This is a genomic window from Polynucleobacter cosmopolitanus, from assembly GCF_002224225.1.
GTDB lineage: Bacteria > Pseudomonadota > Gammaproteobacteria > Burkholderiales > Burkholderiaceae > Polynucleobacter > Polynucleobacter cosmopolitanus.
In genome coordinates this window covers 1,035,168-1,057,997 of sequence record NZ_NJGG01000001.1, presented here as the reverse complement: position 1 = coordinate 1,057,997, position 22,830 = coordinate 1,035,168, and the positions used below count along the sequence as shown (strand labels likewise).

Here is a 22,830-nt window from a genome sequence, read left to right as displayed (position 1 = left end):
TAGGCTTTTATTTCTGGTGGTGGTGAAGCTGAATAGTGTGTCGTTCCAATGCTTAACGCTCAGAACGGTTTCGGTGTTGTAACTGGCCATGGTTTTCTGCTCTAGGTTTCTTGATATTCTAGTAACCTAGTATTTTAAACGCTTCAGCGTTTCTTATCTGAAATGATTCAGTGTTTTGCTCAGAGACTAGCCTGCCACGCCGCAATGCCTGCCTTGGCCACTTCGGCATCTTGATTGGATTTGACCCCAGAAACCCCAATCGCGCCAATCGTGTGGCCATCATGAACAATGTTCACACCACCTTCTAACATGCCCTGCAAAACAGGCACTGATAAATAGGCAATGCGACCACCATTGATCATGTCTTCGTAAGCTTTGCTTTCTTTTCTGCCCAATGCTGAAGATCGGGCTTTTTCTTGAGCAATCGAAGCTGAGACTGCCGGACAATCATCTCTTCTGGTGAAACCTAATAGATGACCGCCGTCGTCCACAACAGCAATGGAAACGGCGAATTGATTTTTTTCTGCAAAATCATTCGCTGCATGCAACAACACATCAACGTCTACTTTGGTGAGGTATGGTTTTTGTTTCATGTCTCCTCCATCCCCAATTTTTTAAAGCAATAAGTCTTGTGCTGCCACAACTCCGCTGCCTTTCAACTTGATGCCAAATGCTTTCATACCCATTTCGCAACCACTCAATGCACCTAACAAGGCCAACTCATTACAGTCACCCAAGTGGCCAACACGGAACATCTTGCCTTTGACTTTGCCAAGACCTGTGCCCAATGAAAGGTTGTATCTTTCATGAATCAATTTTCTTAACTTATCAGCATCCACACCTTCAGGCGTGACCACGCCAGTCAATACTGGTGAGTAGACTGCTGGGTCTTTACATTGAACCTCTAAGCCCCATGCTTCAACGGCTGCACGACATGCTTTGGCCAAACGCTGATGGCGCGCAAACACATTGTCTAGACCTTCGGTCAAAATCATGTCCAAGGCTTCATGCAAACCGTACAACAAATTAGTAGACGGTGTGGTTGGCCAGTAGCCAGTTTTATTGGACTCTAGAATCTCATCCCATGCCCAAAATGCTTTTGGTAATTTTGCTGTTTTGTTTGCTTCTAATGCTTTAGGTGATAAAGCATTGAAACCCAAACCTGGTGGCAGCATCAAACCTTTTTGTGAGCCACTCACAGTCACATCAACGCCCCACTCATCATGACGGTAATCAGCGGACGCCAAACCTGAAATCGTATCGACCATCAACAAAGCAGGATGCTTGGCAGCATCGATGGCTTTTCTAACAGCTGCAATGTTTGAAGTCACACCTGTGGATGTTTCGTTATGAACCACGCACACGGCTTTGATTTGGTGAGATGTGTCAGCCTTTAAACGCTCTTCAATCATGGCTGCATCAACACCATAGCGCCAACCTTCTGCGCCTGGTTTACCTAAGAATTCTGTTTTGATACCCAAACGATCAGCTAATTTTTGCCACAAAGTCGCAAATTGACCAGTTTCATACATCAACACGTGATCACCAGCTGACAAAGTATTAACCAAAGCTGCTTCCCAAGCACCCGTTCCAGATGATGGGTAAATGATCACAGGATGCTTGGTTTTGAAAATCTTTTGCATGTCAGCCAATAACTTCAGGCCTAACTGACCAAACTCAGGACCACGGTGGTCGATGGTTTGGAAACTGATCGCTCTTAAAACACGTGCCGGCGCAGGACTTGGGCCTGGAATGTGCAAAAAGTGGCGTCCAGATGGATGATTATCAAGTTTTAGCATGGTTGGTCTCACTCGGTTTTATTGTTAGTCGTGTCGAAAGTGTAAGTCATTTTTTGAGAATTTTCATTTTTGTATGCAAAAAATATAGCTCATGACTTTCCCTATAGTGGTAAATACTAGGTAAATAAAGGGTTTTTTGCCCTTCTTTTTAAAATCCCTATCGGTTATATTAAATGTGTATACAAAAATAGGCTTTCTTAATGGCATCCATTATTCAGTTAAATTCGCAAAATTTGCACGAAATCACCTTCCAGAAGCTGCGCAGCTTATTGGTTGAGGGTGCGATTGCCCCTGGCAGCAAATTAAATGAACGCGAACTGGCCGAACAACTCAATGTGTCCCGCACCCCCATTCGTGAAGCAATCAGACGTTTAGCAGCCGATGGCTTGGTTGAACTGATCGCCAACCGTGGCGCAATTGCCGTTCAATTGAGTAAAGAAGATGTGATCAATACATTTGATGTGATTGCCAATCTTGAAGGTTTCTCTGGAGAGTTGGCAGCTAAAAACATCAGTGATGCCGCCTTATCTGAATTAGAAGCCATGCATTATGAAATGATGGCTTCTTATGCTCGCCGTGACCTATCGAGCTATTACAAAGTGAATTTAAAAATACACAACGCCATCAATACGGCAGCGGCTAATCCAGTCTTGAGTCAATTATTCACTCAAGTCAATGCTCGCATTGAAGCTTTGCGCTTTCGCTCAAATCAAGATGAAGTGAAATGGGAAAAAGCTGTGGGCGAACACCGAGAGATGATCGACGCACTCAAAGCGCGAGACAGCGCACGCATGAAGCGAGTCATGATGAATCATGTGATGAACAAACGTGATGTGGTGATTCAGTTGATGGATTCAGAAAACTTAGCTCACTCAGCAAAAGCATGAACAAACCACTCGCACTCCAAGAAGTCATGGTTGACACCAAGTTTTTAGCCAAGCGGCTTGAATCTGAAACGTCTGGCGAGGTGATGACTGATGTGGCCAGTCGTGGGCGCTATGCCACCGATGCTTCTATCTACCAAACCATGCCAGTGGCAATCTTTGTGCCAAAAACTGCAGAAGACATTGTTGCTGCCATACAAATCGCTGCAGATCTTGGTGTTCCTGTTTTACCGCGCGGCGGCGGCACAAGCCAATGCGGTCAAACAACTGGTCCAGCATTGGTGATTGATAACACCAAATATTTCAGAAACATTTTAGACATCAATCTTGAGCAAGGGTATGTGGATGTTCAGCCAGGCATTGTGTTGGATCACCTGAACGCTGCACTCAAAAAACACCAGCTTTGGTATCCAGTTGATGTCTCAACCGCAGCACAGGCAACGATTGGCGGTATGGCCGGCAACAACTCTTGCGGCAGTCGATCAATTGCCTACGGCAACATGGTTCACAACGTCTTGGGCGTTGATGCTTGGTTGGCGGATGGTCAAGAAGCTTCATTTGGCTTGATGAAAAACGCCAAAGGCAAAGCCTTAGAGCTTGGTCAATTTGTTCAATCCTTGGCTAATCAGCATCAAGCAGAAATTGAAGCAAAGTGGCCCAAAGTGATGCGCCGAGTGGCAGGTTACAACTTAGACATATTCAACAATCAAAGTGAGCGCCCTTACACGCAAGACGCTCAGGTGAATTTAGCGCATCTATTGGTCGGCAGCGAAGGCAGTTTGGCTTATTACAAACAATTACGCCTAGCTCTTTCTCCATTACCAAAGCACAAGACCTTGGGCGTGGTTAACTTCACCAGCTTTTATGAAGCGATGGACAGCGCACAACACATTGTTAAGTTAATGCCATCTGCCGTTGAATTGGTCGATCGCACCATGATTGATTTATCACGCAGTAATCCTGCTTTTAAATCAGTGATTGAAACTGCGTTGATTGATGTGGCAGGTAAAACTCCTGAAGCTATTTTGTTGGTGGAGTTCTCCGGTGAAGAACTTGCCCCTCTTGAGAAAAAAGTCAAAGACTTGGTCAGCTTGATGGCTGACTTAGGCCACCCTGGTTGCGTGGTAGAAATGCTTCATGCGGAGTCTCAAAAGAATTTATGGGAAGTTCGCAAAGCGGGTTTGAACATCATGATGAGCTTAAAAGGTGATGGTAAGCCAGTGAGCTTCATTGAAGACTGCGCCGTTCCTTTAGAGAGCTTGGCTGAGTACACCCAAGATCTCACCGAAGTGTTCTCAAAGTATGGCTCGCGCGGTACATGGTATGCCCATGCATCCGTGGGCACCCTGCACGTTCGTCCCATATTAGATATGCGTCGTGGTGGCGCACAAAAGATGCGTGCCATCGCTGAAGAAGCTGCGGCATTGGTGAAGCGCTACAAAGGTGCCTTCAGTGGCGAACACGGCGATGGTATTTGCCGTGGTGAATGGATTCAGTGGCAGTTTGGTCCAAAGTTAACGGAAGCACTCGGCGAGATCAAACACGCTTTTGACCCAAATAATTTGTTCAATCCAGGCAAGATCATCAATCCTCCAAAAATGGATGATGAGTCTTTGTTTAGATTTCCTCAAACCTACCGCGTCATTCCACTCAAGACCTCTTTGGACTGGTCAAGCTGGGATGTGCAAAATGATCCAGTGACTGAAGAAACAACAGCGCCAGGAACAGGTGGCGACCCCAGCGGTGGTTTTGCAAAAGCTGTAGAGATGTGTAACAACAATGGACATTGCCGCAAGTTTGACGCTGGCACGATGTGCCCAAGTTATCGAGTGACGCGTGATGAGAAACACTTGACCAGAGGTCGCGCCAATACATTGCGCCTAGCCCTGTCTAATCAACTGGGTAAAGATGCGTTCTTATCTGAAGAAGTTAAAGAGGCTTTTGATTTATGTGTCAGTTGCAAAGGATGCAAGCGAGAGTGCCCTACTGGCGTTGATATGGCAAAAATGAAGATTGAGTATTTGAGCCATTACAAAAAATCGCATGGCTGGACTCTCAGAGATCGCTTGATTGCTCATTTACCACGCTACTCTCATCACATTGCAGCCATTCCTGGTTTAGCATTTATGTTGAACTTAAGGAATAAGATTCCTGGCCTGGCCTTTTTAGGTGAAAAGCTCACACAGATATCTGCCAAACGAAGTTTGCCAACTTGGCGTCGTGACACAGCTTGGCGCTCCACGATCGGCAGCACCGAAGATGCTTTGTTTGCCAGCGCCAAACCTGTGGTTTTGTGGGCAGACACATTCAATGGTTGCTTTGAAACAGAAAACATCCAAGCGGCGGTCAATGTGCTTGAGGCCAGCGGCTACACCGTTCACATCCCTCAGAAAAAACAAGGTCACTATTGCTGCGGCAGAACTTATTTGGCCAGCGGCATGGTGAATGAAGCTCGTGCCAGTGCCCAAGAATTATTAGATGCTTTCACGCGCTACACAGACAAGAATATTCCAATCATTGGCTTAGAACCGTCTTGCATTTTGACTTTGCGCGATGAGTTTTTGGTGATGGGCTTTGGCGATTCAGCAAAGACCTTGGCCAAAGGCAGTCAGACCTTTGAAGAGTTTTTAGTTTCAGAAGCAACAGCCGGTCGCTTTGCTCCAGAACTCAAAGCTTGTGAGCAACAAATCTTGTTGCACGGTCACTGCCACCAAAAATCATTCGATGCCGTTAAACCAATCATCACATTACTCAAAATGATTCCACAGGCTCAACCACAATTGATTGAGTCTTCATGCTGCGGTATGGCGGGAAGCTTTGGCTATGAGAGTGAGCACCACCAAGTGTCATTGCAAATGGCAGAGATGCAATTACTTCCTGCAATTCGCCAAGCACCTGATGCCATCGTCTTGGCCGATGGCTCGAGCTGCCGCCATCAAATCAAAGATGGTGCTGATCGAGAGGCTTTGCATGTGGCCCGTATTTTGGAAATGCATTTGAAATAAGTTTTAATTTTTTGTACTTATGTATTTGTAGTTTGTTGTAACAAGAAGTAAGAGTAAGTTTTTAGAACTGTAGTCATCATTGTTCAACGAGGAGACATCATGAACACAAGACGTAAAATCATTGCCACAGCTGTGGCAGCATTAACAAGTTCAGTACTGGCATCACCAGTTTTAGCTCAAGCAGCTTGGCCAACAAAACCAATTCGCTTGGTGGTTGGCTTTGCACCAGGTGGAGGCACAGACATTGTGGCGCGTGCTTTGGCTCCAAAAATGAGTGAGATCCTAGGTCAAAACATCATCATTGAAAACAGATCTGGTGCTGCAGGCACAATTGCTGCAGACTTGGTTGCAAAGTCTCCAGCTGATGGTTACACATTGCTGATGGGCCATTCAAATTCAAATGCGATTGCTCCATTTGTTTTACCAAAAATTCCATTCAATGCGGGCACAGATTTCACACCAATCACTTATGTTGGTTATGTGCCTAACGTACTGGTTTTACACCCTTCAATTCCAGCAAAAACAGTTCCTGAGTTGATCAGCTTGGCTAAAAACAATCCAGCTCAAATGACTTATGGTTCTTCTGGTATTGGTAGCACACAGCACTTGGCTGGCGCTTTGTTCTCAAAGATCGCTAAAGTTCAAATGAATCACGTGCCATACAAAGGCAGTGGTCAAGCAATCATTGACTTGATGGCTGGTCAAATCAATATGAACTTTGACACCTTGCCACCAGTATTGCCACATATTCGTGCTGGCAAATTAAAGCCTTTGGCTATTTCAACACCTAAACGCTTATCCATCCTTCCAGATGTTCCAACATTTGAAGAAGTAGGCATCAAAGGTTTTGAAGTGACTAACTGGTACTCAGTGATGGGGCCAAAAAACATGCCTAAAGACATGGTCGCCAAAATTGACGCCGCAGTTCGTGCTGCCATGAACGACCCAAAGAACAAAACAACTTTGGATGCGCAAGGTTTGCAAACAGCTGGTCCTCAAACACCAGATGAGTTCTCAGTGTTCTTGAAAGCTGAACTCACCAAGTACTCAAAACTTGTTAAAGAGTTGAACGTAAAGGCTGAGTAATGACGTCTCCCCAAACTGGAGTAACTCCACGCCCACTGCCCCTGGTGGGCGTGAAAGTTCTTGACATCAGCCAAGTGATGGCGGGACCCTATACCTGCATGCTGTTGGCTGACATGGGGGCTGATGTGATCAAAATAGAACCTCCAGGTTCTGGGGATCAAACACGGGGTGCGATGGGATTCAAAATGAAAGGCCCGGATAGCATGGGCTTTTTAAACATGAATCGCAATAAACGCAGCATCACGATCAATTTAAAGTCTGATGCCGGTAAAAAAATTCTTTTTGAATTAGTCAAAGATGCCGATATCTTGGTAGAAAACTATCGACCAGGAGTCATGAAAAAATTAGGTGTTTCTTACGAAGTTTTAAGCGAAATTAATCCTCGCTTGGTTTATGCCAGTATCTCTGGCTTTGGCCAAAGTGGTCCTTGGGCAGATCGTCCAGGTTTTGACTTGATGGCTCAAGCGATGTCAGGTGTGATGGCCATGACAGGCCATGGCGATGGCAGACCTGTCAAAGCAGGTGTGCCAGTGGCAGATATCGGGTGCGCACTATTTGCCACTTATGGAATTTTATCTGCTTACATTGGTGCTAAAAATACAGGGCAAGGCCAATACATCGATGCCTCACTGTTTGACTCAGCTTTGGCTTTCTCAATTTGGGATACGGCTGAATATTGGGGCACAGGTAAACCGCCTGTTGCTTTGGGCACGGCCAATCGCATGAGCGCACCTTACCAAGCCGTCAAAGCGAAGAATGAATATTTTGTGATGGGCGCAACCAATAACAAACTTTGGCAAAAGCTATGTGAGATCTTGGGACGCGATGATTTATTCAATGACGCACGTTGCAAAACAATCTCCGATCGTTTGGCCAATCGCGAATACATCATCGATGAACTAGAAAAGTCATTTGCAGCTAAAGCTGCCGATGTTTGGATTGATGAATTACTGGCCAAAGGTATTCCAGCAGGTCCCATCTTGGATTACCCAAGAGCTTTCGCCAGTGAGCATGGTCAACATCGAAAAATGAAGATTGAAATAGACCACCCATTAGAAGGCAAAGTTCCAAATATTGGTTTTGCTGTGAAGATGCAAGGCACCCCGCAGCAAGTTCGTCGTCACCCTCCTTTGTTGGGCGAGCACACCCATGAAGTATTGCAAGAAGCAGGTTTCAGTGCTGACCAAATCAAAGCCTTTGAACAAGATGGTGCATTTTCTGTGGAGCAATGATTCGTGAGCGATGCAAATAAAGTTAACCCGGACGCATCAGGAAAAGTCCATCTAAAGATTGATGGTGCGATTGCGTGGGTGTCTTTTGATCGCCCCGCTGCCAGAAATGCCATGACGTGGTCGATGTACAGTGACCTCAAAGCAATTTGCGGAAAACTTCACACTGACAAAACTATCAAAGCTGTCATCTTGCGCGGCGTTGGTGGCCAATCATTTGTATCAGGTACTGACATTGAACAATTCAAATCATTCCAGGATGGACAAGATGGCATTGACTATGAAGCCTTGATTGATCTTCACATCGATGCTTTAGAACAGCTGCCCATGCCAACCTTTGCCATCATTGATGGCTTGGCAGTTGGTGGCGGTCTCGCGATTGCAACTGCTTGTGATTTTAGGATTTCTAATCCAAATGCCCGCTTTGGTGCACCCATTGCAAAGACAGTGGGGAATTGTTTATCGCCAACCAATATTGCCAGGCTGGTGGCTCACTTGGGCATTCCAACACTCAAAAGAATGTTGCTAATGGCTGAACTGATCAATGCAGATGAGTTGCTCGCTTCTGGCTATGTTCATACTGTGGCAGACAGCGCAGAACTTGAATCAATTGCTAAAGCAATGGCGGAAAAAGTCATGCATTTAGCACCTTTAACCATTCGCTCATCCAAGTTGACGATCAGTCGAATCCATCAGCATCAATTACCTGACTGCGATGATTTGATCAAAGCCTGCTATGGCAGCTCTGATTTCAAGGAAGGTGTTCAAGCGTTTGGTGAAAAAAGACCCCCGCGTTGGCAAGGGTCTTGAGATTAATTAAGCCGTTTTCTTTTTCTTAAGCAAATAAGAACCCCAGTTGAACACTGAGCTCACGATTGGCTGCTTCTTCACCTTTGCACGTGGACTGGCTTTGACCTCGGCTGACTTGGTGATTTTTTTCTTGCTTTGAACTTGTGCTGACTGTTCAAACTGCTTTTTGCCAGATCTAACACCAGCAGCAATTTTCTTAGCAGTCTCTGGATCGAGTAAAGACAATAAAGTCACGGAGTTCATGTAACCCAACATTTCTTGATGCAAGGTATCCCACAGAGCATGGCAAGCCAATTGCTGATCTTGTTGCTCTGGCATGATCCCGTCCACAGCCATGATGATTTGACCCACAGAAATCTCATCAGGATTTCTGGCAAGTGTGTATCCGCCGCCTGGGCCTCTCATGCTGTCGACCAAGCCTGCTTGACGCAACTTGGCAAACAATTGCTCCAAATAGCTCAAAGAAACATTTTGTCTTGAACTAATCGAAGCCAAAGTTTGGCTCGGCTGATCACTCGCGAAATGATTCGCTAAATCAACCATGGCAATAACGGCGTAACGACCTTTGGTAGCAACTCTCATAGTTCTAATCTAGCATAAATTATTGATTTAGTTAAATCATCCCAAAAAATTAATTTCCCTGTAACTTTTAGGTGAATTCCCCTTCGACTGATCGACTGTTTTTCAGGCAAATTTACTCAATTACTGCTTTTTATAGGTGATGCCTGCAATTAACAGCACAATCCAAGCTGAAATCAGCAAAAAGCCCCCCAAAGGCGTGATTAAACCAACCCGCCATGAGCTGAGTGTTAGCAAATACAAGCTGCCAGAAAACAAGATAGTTCCCATGACCATCAAGCCAGCTGATATCAATAAGGCTTTCGAACGCCCTGATTGGCTCAATAAAGCCACGATGCCCAAAAGCGCTAATGCATGAATTAATTGATACAAAACAGCCGTTTGGAATACGTTCAATAAATAAGGGCTCAGTTTTTGAGATAAGGCATGCGCACCGTAAGCTCCTGCAGCAACTCCAGTGGCCCCAAAAATACCCACAAAACCTAAAAAGACTCTTTGAGCCTTGCTCATATTCATTCTGTTTTCCTGAAAATTATGGGTTAATTGTTGCCATCATACTGGTCTTATCCTCTTCAAGAATGACTTAGATCATTTGTTCATCAATACCCACAAAATCATCTAAATAGTCTTGGTAAATCTCAATTTAATTAATCATGCGAAAAGTAAAATCTTTAGCTAAAATAAACACCTAGGTGCTGATTACTTAGTAAATTTAACTAACTACTAGGTGTTAATACCCCTTAACTATCTGAAGCAGACTTTCTAAACTTCTCATGGGTAAGGTTGTTTTGTAACCAATTGGAGAGAACACATGAAATTGATTAGCGCATTAGTAGCATCTGCATTGATGGTATCTGCACCAGCATTTGCTTCAAAAGAAATCGCCAGCAAAAATGCTTGTATGGGTTGTCACGCTGTAGATAAAAAAGTAGTTGGCCCTGCTTACAAGGACATCGCCGCGAAATACAAAGGTCAAGCGGATGCTGTTGACAAATTAGCTAAGAAAGTTAAAGCTGGTGGTTCAGGTGTTTGGGGTCCAGTTCCAATGCCAGCCAATGCTGCAATCAGCGAAGCTGATGCTAAGACAGTTGTTAAATGGATTTTGGACGGCGCTAAGTAATTTTTAGCATCAACTACCAAGAATGGCTGGTTTTTAACCAGCCATTCTTTTTGGAAAGAATTACTTTAGTGGGTCGTGATTGGTTGTTAACCCTTAGTTATTAAAAGAATGTAACTAACGACTGAGTGATAGTATTACTCAATCAAAATCATCTCAAAGAGCTCTGGCATGCGTTCATACGATCACCCACTGAGAACCCTTCTTCATGAAGAGGTCCATGCAAGACCGCCTGTTGCTCTGTGGCCAAGAGATCGCATCCTCAATCAAGCATTCTTACTGAAGGGCGATGATCGTCAACAACAGCTTGACTGGATCAATGCCATTAACGAACAAACGAAGCAAACGATAGACCTAAACCATGGACAAACGTTTCGCATCATTGAATTAAGGCCAGCCCCACAGCGGATCATCATCAAATGGGAATTGCATGGTGAGTTCTCCTCCATTTCCGCCATGATTCAACAAGATCAATTGATCACGGAAGCCCCTATCAAGAGCCGAGTTGTCTTGGAAAATGAGGTCAATCAACTATTGGCCAAACTGAACATCAAACCATTGCATGAGGCTGGCGGCTTAAGAATATCTGCGATTGATGTGACCTTCGAAGATCGCGATCTTTTCAAAGGTGCGGATGAAGTGTCGCATTTGTTTTCAGGAAATACCTTGATTGGTAGCACCATCCTCACCAATCAAAAAGCCCAACTATGGACCGACTTACAAGTCAATGAAGATGGTTACATTTCTTTTTTAGTGCCTCATGCTGGCATGGGTTCACGCCAGGCGGGTCGAGTCGCTCGTCGAATCACTGAAGTTGAGATTTATCGCATGGCCTCCATGCTGGCATTTCCGGTGGCAAAAAGTTTATCGGGTCCTTTGCGCAATGCCGAAGCAGAGCTATCAGAATTATCAAAAGAAATTTCTATGGCTCAAAATCAAGAGAGCATGGCAACTCACCAAGATGGAGAGTTCTTAGAACGCATTTCCACCCTGGCTTCTAAAATTGAAGAATGGATTTCTGAGCACGGCCTTCGCTTCACTGCTGCTGAAGCTTATAGCCAGTTGACCGCAAAAAATCTTGAAGAGTTGAGCGAGACATCATTGCCTGGGGTCCAAACTTTATCTGAGTTCATGGAGCGTCGCTTTGCTCCAGCAATGAGTACCTGCTCATGGACTCAACGTCGCTTGCGTGAATTATCTGATCGAATCTCACGTACCACGCAAATCTTGCGAACACGCATTGAGTTTGTGAACGAAAGACAAACTCAAGAGTTGTTAGCGAGCATGGATCGACGGGCAAAAATTCAGCTTCGCTTGCAAGCGACAGTCGAAGGCGTGTCAGTTTTAGTATTAACCTACTATGCCGTGAGTTTGATCATCTACATGGCAAAAGGGGTCAAAGAATTGGGTTTGATGGTTCCAGCAGAACTCATCGGTGGCGCATCAGCACCCATCATTGCTTATGGCATTTATGCATTGAACAAGCTTCGTAAGAAGAAATTTGATCCTGATTAAGCTGTTTGGAAGTTACTTGACCTGAACCATGCTCAGAGCCAAAGCTTCAGCCACTTTGATGCCATCAACACCTGCTGACAAGATACCGCCGGCATAACCTGCGCCCTCTCCAGCTGGGTACAAGCCTTTGATATTCAAGCTTTGATAATTATTTCCTCGGGTGATTCTCAAAGGTGATGATGTTCTGGTTTCTACCCCAGTTAAAACGGCATCATGCATGGCAAAGCCTTTGATCTTTTTATCAAATGCAGGCAAGGCCTCTCTCATTGCTTCAATCACAAAGTCAGGCAGTGCTTGCGCCAAATCAGTCAGGTGCACACCTGGCTTATAAGAAGGAATCACGTTGCCAAATTCAGTGGAGGTTTGTCCAGCAATGAAGTCACCCACCAATTGACCAGGTGCCTCATAGTTTCTGCCACCCAATTCAAAAGCCTTGGACTCAAGAGCTCTTTGGAAATCAATGCCTGCTAAAGGGTTCTCAGCACTGCCACCATAATCCTCAGGATCAACGTTCACAACAATACCTGCATTGGCATTGCGTTCATTGCGAGAATATTGGCTCATACCATTGGTGACCACTCTGTTCTCTTCTGAAGTCGCAGCCACAACAGTTCCACCAGGGCACATGCAAAAGCTATAAACAGCTCGACCATTCTTGGCATGGTGCACCAACTTGTAATCAGCTGCGCCGATCAAAGGATTGCCAGCATGCGGACCCAGTCTGGCACGATCAATCAATGATTGCGGATGCTCGATCCTAAAACCAACAGAAAATGGTTTCGGCTCGATATAAACACCAGCCTCATGCAATGCCTTGAAAGTGTCACGCGCACTGTGACCAAGTGCGATGATCACATGACGAGCAGCTACTTTTTCACCACTCTCTAAATTGACGCCTGCAATCTCACCATCCTTGATCTCGAAGCCTGTGACTTTTTGCTGAAAACGCACTTCACCACCCAAGCTGATGATTTCTTGGCGCATCTTTTCAACAACACCGACCAAGCGGAAGGTACCAATGTGCGGTTTCGCCACATAGGCAATTTCCTCAGGTGCTCCAGCTTTGATGAATTCTAGAATGACTTTGCGACCATAGAACTTAGGGTCTTTGATTTGACTGTAGAGCTTGCCATCGGAGAATGTACCTGCACCACCCTCACCAAACTGAACATTCGATTCCGGATTAAGAACATTCTTGCGCCACAAACCCCAGGTATCTTGAGTGCGCTCTCGCACTTGTTTGCCACGTTCGAGAATAATTGGTTTAAAACCCATTTGAGCTAAAACCAAAGCAGCAAAAATGCCGCAGGGTCCAAAGCCAATGACGACCGGTCTCTCTGATAATGGCTTGCCCGACTGATCCTGTGCTTGAGCGACAAAGTGGTAACTCGTATCAGGGGATGGACGTACATGTTGATCGTGCCCGAATTTAGCCAGAATAGTTTCTTCATTTTTTACAGATACATCGACGGTATAAATAAAGGCCAATGCAATGTTTTTTCTGGCGTCGTAACTGCGCTTAAAAACAATAAAATGAATTAAATCTTTAGAAGATATGCCCAAACGCTTTAAGATAGCGGCTTCAAGCTCCTCTGGAGCATGCTCAATGGGCAAACGCAGTTCTGTAATACGAATCATAAGGCTATACGATACACAATCTGTCAAAGAAATTGGAAACTATGTCCTCAAATGCCAGCAATATTATTCAAGAAACTCAGGATTGGCTGATCAAGGCCGTCATTGGTTTGAACCTGTGCCCTTTTGCGAAAGCCGTGCATGTCAAAGAGCAAATCAAGTACGTGGTGAGTGAAGCCACAACGATTGAGCAATTGCTTGAAAATTTGGCTCAAGAGTTAGAGTTTTTAGCGGAAGTATCTCGTGAAAAAACAGACACCACTTTATTGATTCATCCAAAAGTATTGGGTGACTTCCTTGATTACAACGATTTTCTAGAATTGGCCGATCAATTATTAGAAGATTTAGATTTGGATGGTGAATTACAGATTGCGAGTTTTCATCCGCAATACCAATTCGCTGGAACTGACATTGATGATGTGACAAATTTCACCAATCGCTCCCCCTACCCAACATTGCATTTAATCCGTGAAGATAGCATTGATGAAGCAGTCAAAGCATTCCCAGAAGCAGAAGCTATTTTTGAAACCAATATGCAAATCATGGAAAAGCTTGGAACGGATGGCTGGGAAAAACTATTTCCTAAAAAATAAGCTTGCCTCAGTGACTATTCAGGTGACTATTTAGGTGATTGTTTAGCGGATTATTTAAGCTCGCGCTTAAACCGAAGACCGAGCTTCGCGCAGGTAGTCCACCAAACGATTGATCACAGGTGGATTTTCCTTGGTGATGTATGAAACCAAGAATGCAGCAACGAAGCTTGCAGGAATGCCGAATGCACCTGAGGCAATCGGGTCAATCCCAAACCAGCGTTCTCCAAATACACCTGTTAGTCGCGAAACAAAGGGGTAGTTCAAGGCAATGTATGTACCACTCACAAAGAATCCTGTGAGCATGCCAGCGATGGCTCCCCACTGATTGATTCGTTTTGAGAAAACCGCCAAAATCAACACTGCAAAAAAGCTGGACGCTGCCAATGAGAAAGCAGCACCCACTAAGAACAAAATATCGCCAGGTCGCAGTGATGTGACATAAGCCGCGAATAAGGCAACACCCAATAGAACGATTTTTGCAACCGTGACTCGTCGCTGGTGAGAAGCACTCTTGTTGACCAAGTGATAGTAGACGTCATGTGAAATGGCATTCGCAATCGTCAGCAACAAGCCATCAGCTGTGGATAAGGCTGCCGCCAAAGCCCCTGCCGCAACCAAGCCCGAGATCACATACGGCAAACCAGCAATTTCTGGGGCAGCCAGAATGATCATGTCAGGAGAAATTGAAAGTTCTGCCCACTGCACAAAACCATCACCATTGATATCAATGATTGATAAAACTGGCGGATCCAATTTTCGCCAGTTCAAAACCCAATTAGGCAATTCTGTATAAGAAATACCCACCAGATTTTTAAATAACTCCAACTTCAACATGGCCGCTAAAGCAGGCACACTGAGGTAGAAAATAGCAACAAAGAGCAAAGTCCAAAAGACCGAGTAACGCGTGGCCGATACGCTCGTGGTGGTGTAGTAACGCGTCAAGATATGAGGCAAGCTGGCTGTACCAAACATCAAGCAAAAAATAAGAAGCACAAAATTCAACTGATCGAGGCTTGAATCCCCCACACCTTTGCTAGACGCTGGATCCATCGATGGAATGGCTGTTTGACTTTTCAGTTGAGCATCTTTTTTCTGTGTCTGCCAAAGTTCATAAGCACTGCCAGGATCTCTGGGGAACTCATTGAATCTCTTTTCAAGGGCCTTCAATTCTTTCAGAGGGATTTGGCTGGTACGTGCTTCTTGTAGATTTTTCTCAGCTTCTTTTTTGCCTTCAAAATAAGAGTCAGGCAATGCTTTTATTTTTTTATCTAAAAGCATTGCTTGTTTAGAGTAGTACTCACGAACCTTATTTTCTTCAGCGGTGACTTCAAAGTCTTTTTCATGAAACTCAATCTCCTCAAGCACCTTGCCATAACTTGCTTGTGGAAAAATAGAATTGTGCTTTTTGTATGAAATCATGCTCAATGGCAAGAGCAAGGCAATCATAAAAATAATGTACTGCGCCACCTGAGTCCAGGTCACTGCTCGCATCCCACCCAAAAAAGAACAAACCAAGATGCCTGCTAAACCAAAAAAGATGCCCACCCCAAATTCAACGCCAATGAAGCGGTTCACAATCAAACCCACACCTTGAATTTGAGCTACCAAATAAACAAATGAACAAATGATGGTAGCGCCAACTGCTACAACTCTGACCGATTTACTGCCGCCCTCTTTACCTTGGCTATAACGTATGGCCAAAAAATCTGGGATGGTATAGGAGCCAAATTTACGGATGTAAGGAGCGATCAGCATCGCCACCAAACAAAACCCACCGGTCCAACCAACAATGAATGCAAGACCCTTATAGCCAGAACTGAACAGAATGCCCACCAAGCCAATGAAGGTAGCTGCACTCATCCAATCAGCAGCCGTTGCCATGCCATTAAAAATCGCGGGGATCTTACGACCCGCGACATAGTAATCACTGATATCTGAAGTTCGAGAAATCAAGCCAATACTGGCATAAATAGCAATGGTTACAAATAAGAAAACATAGCCAAGCCACATGCCTGAACCTGTAGCAACTTCAAGCAAACCTAAAAAGTAAACGAACAGCAAGAAGCCTGCCGTGAACAGCAAGTAATAAAAACCTATCTTTTTTGATTCAGACCGAATCTCCATAAGCAGATTATGACCCAGACCTAAGAAAATAGGCCGGTACTGTTAGGTAACCGACCTTAATGACTACAAGATGATGCTAATCAAGGAAACTTAAATCGCGTGCTTGAGTTGCTCCAAGATGGCTGGATTTTCAAGTGTTGATGTGTCTTGAGTGATTTCCTCACCTTTTGCCAACACACGCAACAAACGACGCATGATCTTGCCTGAACGTGTCTTTGGTAAGTTATCGCCAAAACGAATTTCTTTTGGTTTGGCGATTGGGCCAATCTCTTTACCTACCCAGTTACGCAAGTCTGTTGCAATTTTCTTAGCTTCATCGCCTGTTGGGCGCTTACCTTTCAGCACCACGAAAGCCACAATCGCTTCACCAGTCATGTCATCAGGACGACCAACCACGGCAGCTTCAGCCACAATTGGATTGGCCACCAAAGATGATTCGATTTCCATCGTGCCCATGCGGTGACCTGAAACGTTCAACACGTCATCGATACGACCAGTGATGGTGAAATATGCAGTCTTTTTATTGCGAATCGCACCGTCACCCGCCAAGTACAAGGTACCACCCAACTCTTCTGGGAAGTAGCTCTTCTTAAAGCGCTCTGGGTCACCCCAAATGTTACGGATCATTGAAGGCCATGGACGCTTGACCACCAAAATACCACCTTGGCCATTAGGCATATCACCACCAGTCTCATCGACAATCGCTGCCATGATGCCTGGCAATGGCAATGTGCAAGAACCTGGAACCAATGGTGTTGCACCTGGCAATGGCGTGATCATGTGACCACCTGTTTCTGTTTGCCAGAATGTATCCACAATCGGACACTTCTCACCGCCAATATTCTTGTGGTACCACATCCATGCTTCAGGATTGATTGGCTCACCAACAGAACCTAAAAGACGCAAACTCTTCAAGTTATATTTCTTCGGATGAACAGCAGGATCTGTATCAGAAGCCTTGATCAATGAACGAATCGCTGTTGGCGCTGTGTAGAAAATAGAAACTTTGTGACGCTGAATCATTTCCCAGAAACGGCCAGCGTTTGGATAAGTAGGCACGCCTTCGAAAACGATCTGTGTGCCACCGCATGCCAAAGGACCATAAGCAACATAACTATGTCCTGTGATCCAACCAATGTCGGCTGTACACCAGAACACATCACTATCACGCAAGTCGAAGGTCCACTTCATTGTCAACATCGCCCATAACAAGTAACCACCTGTTGAGTGTTGAACGCCCTTAGGCTTACCTGTAGAACCTGATGTGTAAAGAACAAACAAAGGATGCTCAGCACTCACCCACTCTGGCTCACATACTTTAGGCTGACCAGCAGAAACGTCATGCATCCACTTGTCGCGACCGGCCTTCATTGGCACATCGCCACCAGTGCGCTTGTAAACAATCACATGCTTGAGCTTCTCGCAACCACCCAAATCCAAAGCCTCATCAGCGATGGTCTTCAATGGCAATGCTTTACCACCACGCAATTGTTGGTCTGCAGTGATCAAAGCCACGGCGCCCACGTCCACAATACGCTCTTGCAATGATTTGGCTGAGAATCCGCCGAACACCACTGAGTGTGTAGCGCCGATACGAGCACACGCTTGCATCGCCACAACACCTTCGATTGACATCGACATATAGATAACAACGCGGTCACCTTTTTTGATGCCTAGTTTTTTCAAACCGTTAGCAAAAGTTGCGACACGGTCATGCAACTCTTGATAAGTTACTTTTGAAACTTCACCGCCGTCTGCTTCAAAAATGATGGCAGTTTTCTTAGCCATGCCATTTTTGATATTGCGATCGATACAGTTATATGAAGCATTCGTTAAACCATCTTCGAACCACTTGTAAAAAGGAGCCTTTGATTCATCTAAAACTTTGGTGAATGGCTTCTTCCAAAATAAATTTTCTTTTGCTAAACGCGCCCAAGTACCATTGAAATCTTTATCAAAAGCTTTGCACATCGCCTTGTACTGATCCATGCTTGTGATGGCTGCTTGCTTAGCAAATGCTTTTGGCGGGTTGAACACACGATTTTCTACCAACATTTGTTCCATACCGGACATACTTTTCTCCTACTTTCTAGGCAGTGTTTTAGACAATTTTCGAGATTAGGCTCACGGACTGACAATTGACTGACATTTTCAATAAAGTTCAACTGTCATCAGGGTTACCCCTAAGAGCCACAGGGATAGCAGCCTTATTTTCTCGAACACTTAAAATAAACACATAAACGATATCTGTAAATGGCAACTTTCCCTAGGTAAAATAGATATCTTTCAAACCTTTATAAACAAAATTATGAGTGCAATTCGCCAAGACGACTTTATTCAGAGCATTGCTGATGGTTTTCAGTACATTTCTTACTACCACCCTTTGGATTACATCACTGCTCTAGGTAAAGCCTATGAGCGCGAGGAAAGTCCGGCCGCCAAGGATGCGATTGCCCAAATTTTGACCAATAGCCGTATGTGTGCTGAAGGTAAGCGCCCTATGTGCCAAGACACCGGTATCGCAGTGGTATTTTTGAAGGTTGGCATGAATGTGAAATGGGATGCCAAGATGAGCGTTTCTGAAATGGTCAATGAAGGTGTGCGTCGCGCATACAACCACCCAGATAACAAATTACGAGCATCAGTCCTATTGGATCCAGCAGGTAAGCGCACCAACTCTAAAGACAACACCCCAGCCGTGATTCATTATGAAATCGTTGAAGGTGATGGCGTTGAGGTGATTTGCGCAGCCAAAGGTGGTGGCTCAGAAAACAAGAGCAAGATGGTCATGTTGAACCCATCTGACTCAATCGTTGATTGGGTGGTTAAAACTGTGCCCACCATGGGCGCTGGCTGGTGCCCTCCTGGCATTCTAGGTATCGGCATTGGTGGCACACCAGAAAAGGCCATGCTTTTAGCCAAAGAATCTTTGATGGCTCCAGTGGATATTCATGAGCTGATTGCTCGCGGTCCAAAAACCCGTATTGAAGAATTACGTTTAGAGATCATGGACAAGGTCAATGCTCTTGGTATCGGCGCTCAAGGCTTGGGTGGCTTAACCACAGTGTTGGATGTGAAGATCATGGATTACCCAACCCATGCAGCCTCATTACCAGTGGCGATGATTCCTAACTGTGCAGCCACACGCCACGTGCACTTCCATTTGCACGGTGATGGTCCAGCTGTATTAACGCCTCCATCAATTTCAGAGTGGCCAGATGTTGCTTGGACACCAAACACAGAAAAATCAACCCGCGTGAATCTAGACACACTCACACCAGAGGAAGTGGCTAGCTGGAAACCAGGTCAAACTCTCTTGTTAAACGGCAAGATGTTGACAGGTCGCGATGCTGCTCACAAGCGCATTGCCGACATGTTGGCCAAAGGTGAGAAACTCCCAGTCGACTTCAAGAATCGGGTGATCTATTACGTGGGTCCGGTCGATCCAGTGCGCAATGAAGTGGTTGGTCCTGCTGGTCCGACGACTGCCACACGCATGGACAAGTTCACCGAGATGATGCTGGCTGAAACTGGCTTGATCTCAATGGTAGGTAAAGCAGAACGCGGCCCAGTAGCGATTGAAGCGATCAAGAAACATAAGTCTGCTTATTTAATGGCTGTTGGTGGCGCTGCTTACTTGGTGTCAAAGGCAATCAAAGAATCGAAAGTGGTGGGTTTTGCTGATTTAGGCATGGAAGCCATTTACGAATTCACAATCCAAGACATGCCTGTGACTGTGGCGGTTGATTCAACCGGTACTTCTGTGCACAACACAGGCCCTAAAGAGTGGCAAGCGAAGATTGGAAAAATTCCAGTCGCCCAAGCTTAAGTCGACTCTTTAAGGATAGCGAGCAAGCTTGGCAACGATTGGAGTTTTTGATTCAGGTATCGGTGGCCTTACCGTCCTGAGTGAAGCTCTGCGCCAAGCGCCCTCGCATCATTACATTTACTTGGCTGACTCAGCCAATGCACCTTATGGTGAAAAATCGAGTGAATGGGTTGCAGCCAGGAGCTTGGACTTGTGTCACTGGTTAGTGCGCGAAGGATGCCAAGCACTGATCATCGCTTGCAATACAGCCACGGCTGAAGCCATTGCGAATATCCGACACGAAATGCCTGCGATACCGATCATTGGCATTGAGCCCGGCGTCAAGCCAGCGGTTAAGAAAAGTCAAAATCATAAGATTGGTGTTTTAGCGACTCAGAACACTTTAAAAAGTGATAAGTTCAAAGCGCTTTTAGAAGGTCTTGATCATGATTGCCAATTGATCACTCAAGCAGGTTTAGGTCTGGTGCCATTGATTGAATCAGGCGCATTGGATACAGCAGAAACAGAAGCTTTGTTGCGTGAACATTTAGCACCGATGCAATCAGCTCAAATTGATACCTTGGTTTTGGGTTGTACCCACTATCCTTTTTTAGCACCATTGATTAAAAAAATACTTGGCCCTGAAGTTGAAATCATCGATACGAGCGAAGCTGTTGTTAAGCAACTGTGTCGCAAATTAGAAGAACATCATTTATTGCAATCAGTCCCACCAAGAATCATTCATTTGTATTCCACATTGGATGCTGAAGCTTTATCAGCCCAAGCCAAGCAACTGATTCCTGCCGCGTTTGAACAACACAGCGTCCAAACATCCACAGTCTTTATTTCTTAACGCTCACCTCATAGATCATGATGCAAAGCCTAAGAACTTGGATTCTTGCAAATAAGATCGCTGCATTTGTGGTGTTCATGCATTTATTGCTGATCATTGGATTTCAGTCAGGGATGAATCGAACCAAGTCTGCCTCAAACATGGGCGATACAGTTGTTGCTAATTTATTGGATGCAAATCCTCAAAAAGAAAAATCAACGGTGTCTCGACCAACACCAGTCAAGCCAGTTGAAAAAAAGAAAGTGGAAGCAACTCCCACCCCTATCACCACAACTGCGGGCAGCTTCACAGCACCAAACCAAGAATCCTCACTGCCAGCCTCTAGCTTAGGTGGCGGCAGCACTGGTGACCCCAAAACAATCTCCATCAGCCAAGCTCAATGCAGCGTACCAGAACCCTTTTACCCAAACCTATCGAGACGCATGGGTGAAGAGGGTAAAACATTGGTGCGTTTATTCATCAATGAATCTGGCGCTGTTGAAAAAGTAGCCCTTGCTCAAAGCAGTGGCATTCATCGCTTAGATCAAGCTGCACTTGATGCTGGTATGCGCGTTAGATGTAAACCCTTTATAGAATTTGGTAAAGCGATTAAAGTAACGGCCATACAACCTTATATTTTCCGTTTGGAGTAATTGAATGAATCAAACTTTTGGCCTTGCCAATATGTGGGCACAAGGCGATGCCGTCACCAGAACCGTTGCCATCATTTTGTTGGTGATGTCGATTGTTACTTGGGTCATCATTTTGACCAAAGTCTTGGCGCTTTATAAAGTTAAAAAAATGGCCAAAGAAGTGGAATGTTTTTGGCACGCCCCATCCTTTGATGTGGCTCTCAGTCAAATGAGCACAGATCAAAATCCTTATGGCGAACTTGCTAACAGCGCTCAAGAGGCCATGCAACATCACAATCAACAATCAGGCACACGCAGCGAACTCAATCAAACCATCAATGCCTCTGATTGGCTCACACGTTGCTTGAAAATCAGCATCGATAAATCAGTGGGCGGTCTACAACAAGGTTTGACGTTCTTGGCTTCAACAGGTGCCACAGCCCCCTTCATTGGCCTGTTTGGCACCGTCTGGGGCATTTACCATGCCTTGGTGGGTATTGGCACCTCAGGCACGGCCACGATTGACCAAGTCGCTGGCCCAATTGGCGAGGCCTTGATCATGACAGCCTTGGGCTTGGCAGTGGCGATTCCAGCCGTTTTGGGCTACAACGCTATTAGTCGCATCAATAAAGTTCTGATTGCTGAACTCAATCGCTTTGGTAATGACTTGTATGCCTATTTCATCACTGGTGCCACAGTCGGTGGCTCTGGCAACACTCGCATCAGCACTCAGGATTGATCATGGCCTTTGGTAACGAACCCATCGGAGATGATGACAGCCCACCAATGGCTGAAATCAATATGACACCTTTGGTGGATGTGATGTTGGTGTTATTGATTGTTTTCATGATAACGATTCCAGTGATGCAGCACGCCGTCAAAGTGGACTTGCCGCAAGCCAGCAGCCAACGCAATGACGTTAAACCTGAATCAATCAATCTCAGCATTGCTGCCAACGGCCAAGTATTTTGGAACAGCTCTCCCATCGATATGAATACTTTGTCGATTTACGCTCAAACAGCGGCGAAGAAGTCGCCACAACCTGAAGTGCAACTCAAAGCCGACAAAAATGTTCGTTATGAATCTGTGGCGCAGGTTTTATCAACGGCCAAACGTTCAGGATTAACAAAAATAGGATTTGTGACAGAGCCTAATTAAATTTTGATTTGAAGTTTGATTCAA

The 22,830-nt window shown here is 45.2% G+C and carries 20 protein-coding genes and 1 pseudogene; 13 read left to right on the top strand and 8 right to left on the bottom strand.

Features of this window, described 5'->3' with window-relative positions:
* The 3 genes and pseudogenes from AOC33_RS09085 to AOC33_RS05505 all read right to left on the bottom strand — a co-directional run.
* Positions 1-90, bottom strand: a pseudogene (locus tag AOC33_RS09085) (ferredoxin--NADP reductase); the annotation flags it as partial.
* Positions 91-179: 89 nt separating this feature from the next.
* Positions 180-593 carry a GlcG/HbpS family heme-binding protein gene (locus tag AOC33_RS05510; protein WP_089515539.1) on the bottom strand — a complete coding sequence of 138 codons (414 nt, stop codon included), beginning with the start codon at positions 591-593 and terminating at the stop codon, positions 180-182.
* Positions 594-614: 21 nt separating this feature from the next.
* Positions 615-1,799, bottom strand: a complete 1,185-nt coding sequence (locus AOC33_RS05505) for a pyridoxal-phosphate-dependent aminotransferase family protein (RefSeq protein ID WP_089515538.1) — start codon at positions 1,797-1,799, stop codon at positions 615-617.
* A 200-nt stretch (positions 1,800-1,999) separates the two neighbouring features.
* Between AOC33_RS05505 and AOC33_RS05500 the strand changes: the two genes are divergently transcribed.
* The 5 genes from AOC33_RS05500 (at position 2,000) to AOC33_RS05480 (ending at position 8,813) form a co-directional block, all read left to right on the top strand.
* Positions 2,000-2,686 carry a GntR family transcriptional regulator gene (locus AOC33_RS05500; RefSeq protein ID WP_089515537.1) on the top strand — a complete coding sequence of 229 codons (687 nt, stop codon included), beginning with the start codon at positions 2,000-2,002 and terminating at the stop codon, positions 2,684-2,686.
* Complete coding sequence (locus AOC33_RS05495; protein ID WP_089515536.1) at positions 2,683-5,688, top strand: FAD-binding and (Fe-S)-binding domain-containing protein; 3,006 nt, start codon at positions 2,683-2,685, stop codon at positions 5,686-5,688. Before AOC33_RS05500 ends, AOC33_RS05495 begins: the two co-directional genes overlap by 4 nt.
* A 99-nt stretch (positions 5,689-5,787) precedes the next feature.
* Positions 5,788-6,774, top strand: a complete 987-nt coding sequence (locus AOC33_RS05490; RefSeq protein ID WP_089515535.1) for a Bug family tripartite tricarboxylate transporter substrate binding protein — start codon at positions 5,788-5,790, stop codon at positions 6,772-6,774.
* On the top strand, positions 6,774-8,006 hold the full coding sequence (locus AOC33_RS05485) for a CaiB/BaiF CoA transferase family protein (RefSeq protein ID WP_089515534.1): 1,233 nt from the start codon (positions 6,774-6,776) through the stop codon (positions 8,004-8,006). The genes AOC33_RS05490 and AOC33_RS05485 overlap by 1 nt, the downstream gene beginning before the upstream one ends.
* Positions 8,007-8,009: 3 nt before the next feature.
* Positions 8,010-8,813 carry an enoyl-CoA hydratase/isomerase family protein gene (locus AOC33_RS05480; protein ID WP_089515533.1) on the top strand — a complete coding sequence of 268 codons (804 nt, stop codon included), beginning with the start codon at positions 8,010-8,012 and terminating at the stop codon, positions 8,811-8,813.
* A gap of 6 nt (positions 8,814-8,819) precedes the next feature.
* Here AOC33_RS05480 and AOC33_RS05475 read toward each other — a convergent pair whose 3' ends face one another.
* Both AOC33_RS05475 and AOC33_RS05470 read right to left on the bottom strand, forming a co-directional pair.
* On the bottom strand, positions 8,820-9,395 hold the full coding sequence (locus tag AOC33_RS05475) for an Rrf2 family transcriptional regulator (RefSeq protein WP_089515532.1): 576 nt from the start codon (positions 9,393-9,395) through the stop codon (positions 8,820-8,822).
* A 120-nt stretch (positions 9,396-9,515) separates the two neighbouring features.
* A complete protein-coding gene (locus tag AOC33_RS05470) occupies positions 9,516-9,908 on the bottom strand; it encodes a DUF423 domain-containing protein (protein WP_245835598.1) in 393 nt (130 codons plus the stop codon).
* Positions 9,909-10,203: 295 nt separating this feature from the next.
* Here AOC33_RS05470 and AOC33_RS05465 point away from each other — a divergent pair, with 295 nt between their 5' ends.
* Positions 10,204-10,512: a c-type cytochrome gene (locus tag AOC33_RS05465; protein WP_089515530.1), complete on the top strand. Its 309-nt coding sequence runs from the start codon at positions 10,204-10,206 to the stop codon at positions 10,510-10,512.
* 168 nt (positions 10,513-10,680) lie between these two features.
* The gene (locus AOC33_RS05460; RefSeq protein ID WP_089515529.1) at positions 10,681-12,024 is read left to right on the top strand and encodes a DUF3422 domain-containing protein; all 1,344 of its coding nucleotides are present in this window, start codon (positions 10,681-10,683) and stop codon (positions 12,022-12,024) included.
* 12 nt (positions 12,025-12,036) lie between these two features.
* Here AOC33_RS05460 and AOC33_RS05455 read toward each other — a convergent pair whose 3' ends face one another.
* Entirely contained in the window at positions 12,037-13,662 is a 1,626-nt protein-coding gene (locus AOC33_RS05455) for an NAD(P)/FAD-dependent oxidoreductase (RefSeq protein ID WP_089515528.1), read from the bottom strand.
* Between the two features lie 41 nt (positions 13,663-13,703).
* On the opposite strand from AOC33_RS05455, the gene AOC33_RS05450 reads away from it, so the two are divergent.
* A complete protein-coding gene (locus AOC33_RS05450; RefSeq protein WP_089515527.1) occupies positions 13,704-14,252 on the top strand; it encodes a DUF1415 domain-containing protein in 549 nt (182 codons plus the stop codon).
* A gap of 66 nt (positions 14,253-14,318) precedes the next feature.
* Here the strand turns inward: AOC33_RS05450 and AOC33_RS05445 are convergent, their stop codons facing one another.
* Both AOC33_RS05445 and acs read right to left on the bottom strand, forming a co-directional pair.
* Positions 14,319-16,376 carry a sodium:solute symporter family protein gene (locus AOC33_RS05445; RefSeq protein ID WP_089515526.1) on the bottom strand — a complete coding sequence of 686 codons (2,058 nt, stop codon included), beginning with the start codon at positions 16,374-16,376 and terminating at the stop codon, positions 14,319-14,321.
* Between the two features lie 90 nt (positions 16,377-16,466).
* Positions 16,467-18,449 carry an acetate--CoA ligase gene (gene acs, locus AOC33_RS05440; RefSeq protein WP_089515525.1) on the bottom strand — a complete coding sequence of 661 codons (1,983 nt, stop codon included), beginning with the start codon at positions 18,447-18,449 and terminating at the stop codon, positions 16,467-16,469.
* 235 nt (positions 18,450-18,684) lie between these two features.
* On the opposite strand from acs, the gene AOC33_RS05435 reads away from it, so the two are divergent.
* Genes AOC33_RS05435 through AOC33_RS05415 form a run of 5 tightly spaced genes read left to right on the top strand, consistent with a single transcriptional unit; the run spans position 18,685 to position 22,806 of the window.
* The gene (locus AOC33_RS05435) at positions 18,685-20,205 is read left to right on the top strand and encodes a fumarate hydratase (RefSeq protein WP_089515524.1); all 1,521 of its coding nucleotides are present in this window, start codon (positions 18,685-18,687) and stop codon (positions 20,203-20,205) included.
* 28 nt (positions 20,206-20,233) lie between these two features.
* Positions 20,234-21,037: a glutamate racemase gene (gene murI, locus AOC33_RS05430; RefSeq protein ID WP_089515523.1), complete on the top strand. Its 804-nt coding sequence runs from the start codon at positions 20,234-20,236 to the stop codon at positions 21,035-21,037.
* 17 nt (positions 21,038-21,054) lie between these two features.
* Entirely contained in the window at positions 21,055-21,669 is a 615-nt protein-coding gene (locus AOC33_RS05425; protein WP_089515522.1) for an energy transducer TonB, read from the top strand.
* Positions 21,670-21,673: 4 nt separating this feature from the next.
* On the top strand, positions 21,674-22,387 hold the full coding sequence (locus AOC33_RS05420) for a MotA/TolQ/ExbB proton channel family protein (protein ID WP_089515521.1): 714 nt from the start codon (positions 21,674-21,676) through the stop codon (positions 22,385-22,387).
* A gap of 2 nt (positions 22,388-22,389) precedes the next feature.
* A complete protein-coding gene (locus tag AOC33_RS05415; protein WP_089515520.1) occupies positions 22,390-22,806 on the top strand; it encodes an ExbD/TolR family protein in 417 nt (138 codons plus the stop codon).
* The last annotated feature ends 24 nt before the right edge of the window (positions 22,807-22,830 follow it).

What these genes read in the sequence shown, in the direction of transcription:
- AOC33_RS05435 (WP_089515524.1), top strand. Translation starts at nt 18,685, where the DNA reads ATGAGTGCAATTCGCCAAGACGACTTTATTCAGAGCATTGCTGATGGT.
- AOC33_RS05475 (WP_089515532.1), bottom strand. Translation starts at nt 9,395, where the DNA reads ATGAGAGTTGCTACCAAAGGTCGTTACGCCGTTATTGCCATGGTTGAT.
- AOC33_RS05460 (WP_089515529.1), top strand. Translation starts at nt 10,681, where the DNA reads ATGCGTTCATACGATCACCCACTGAGAACCCTTCTTCATGAAGAGGTC.
- AOC33_RS05510 (WP_089515539.1), bottom strand. Translation starts at nt 593, where the DNA reads ATGAAACAAAAACCATACCTCACCAAAGTAGACGTTGATGTGTTGTTG.
- AOC33_RS05455 (WP_089515528.1), bottom strand. Translation starts at nt 13,662, where the DNA reads ATGATTCGTATTACAGAACTGCGTTTGCCCATTGAGCATGCTCCAGAG.
- AOC33_RS05465 (WP_089515530.1), top strand. Translation starts at nt 10,204, where the DNA reads ATGAAATTGATTAGCGCATTAGTAGCATCTGCATTGATGGTATCTGCA.
- AOC33_RS05450 (WP_089515527.1), top strand. Translation starts at nt 13,704, where the DNA reads ATGTCCTCAAATGCCAGCAATATTATTCAAGAAACTCAGGATTGGCTG.
- acs (WP_089515525.1), bottom strand. Translation starts at nt 18,449, where the DNA reads ATGTCCGGTATGGAACAAATGTTGGTAGAAAATCGTGTGTTCAACCCG.
- AOC33_RS05485 (WP_089515534.1), top strand. Translation starts at nt 6,774, where the DNA reads ATGACGTCTCCCCAAACTGGAGTAACTCCACGCCCACTGCCCCTGGTG.
- AOC33_RS05420 (WP_089515521.1), top strand. Translation starts at nt 21,674, where the DNA reads ATGAATCAAACTTTTGGCCTTGCCAATATGTGGGCACAAGGCGATGCC.
- AOC33_RS05505 (WP_089515538.1), bottom strand. Translation starts at nt 1,799, where the DNA reads ATGCTAAAACTTGATAATCATCCATCTGGACGCCACTTTTTGCACATT.
- AOC33_RS05495 (WP_089515536.1), top strand. Translation starts at nt 2,683, where the DNA reads ATGAACAAACCACTCGCACTCCAAGAAGTCATGGTTGACACCAAGTTT.
- AOC33_RS05415 (WP_089515520.1), top strand. Translation starts at nt 22,390, where the DNA reads ATGGCCTTTGGTAACGAACCCATCGGAGATGATGACAGCCCACCAATG.
- AOC33_RS05500 (WP_089515537.1), top strand. Translation starts at nt 2,000, where the DNA reads ATGGCATCCATTATTCAGTTAAATTCGCAAAATTTGCACGAAATCACC.
- AOC33_RS05425 (WP_089515522.1), top strand. Translation starts at nt 21,055, where the DNA reads ATGATGCAAAGCCTAAGAACTTGGATTCTTGCAAATAAGATCGCTGCA.
- AOC33_RS05470 (WP_245835598.1), bottom strand. Translation starts at nt 9,908, where the DNA reads ATGAATATGAGCAAGGCTCAAAGAGTCTTTTTAGGTTTTGTGGGTATT.
- AOC33_RS05445 (WP_089515526.1), bottom strand. Translation starts at nt 16,376, where the DNA reads ATGGAGATTCGGTCTGAATCAAAAAAGATAGGTTTTTATTACTTGCTG.
- AOC33_RS05490 (WP_089515535.1), top strand. Translation starts at nt 5,788, where the DNA reads ATGAACACAAGACGTAAAATCATTGCCACAGCTGTGGCAGCATTAACA.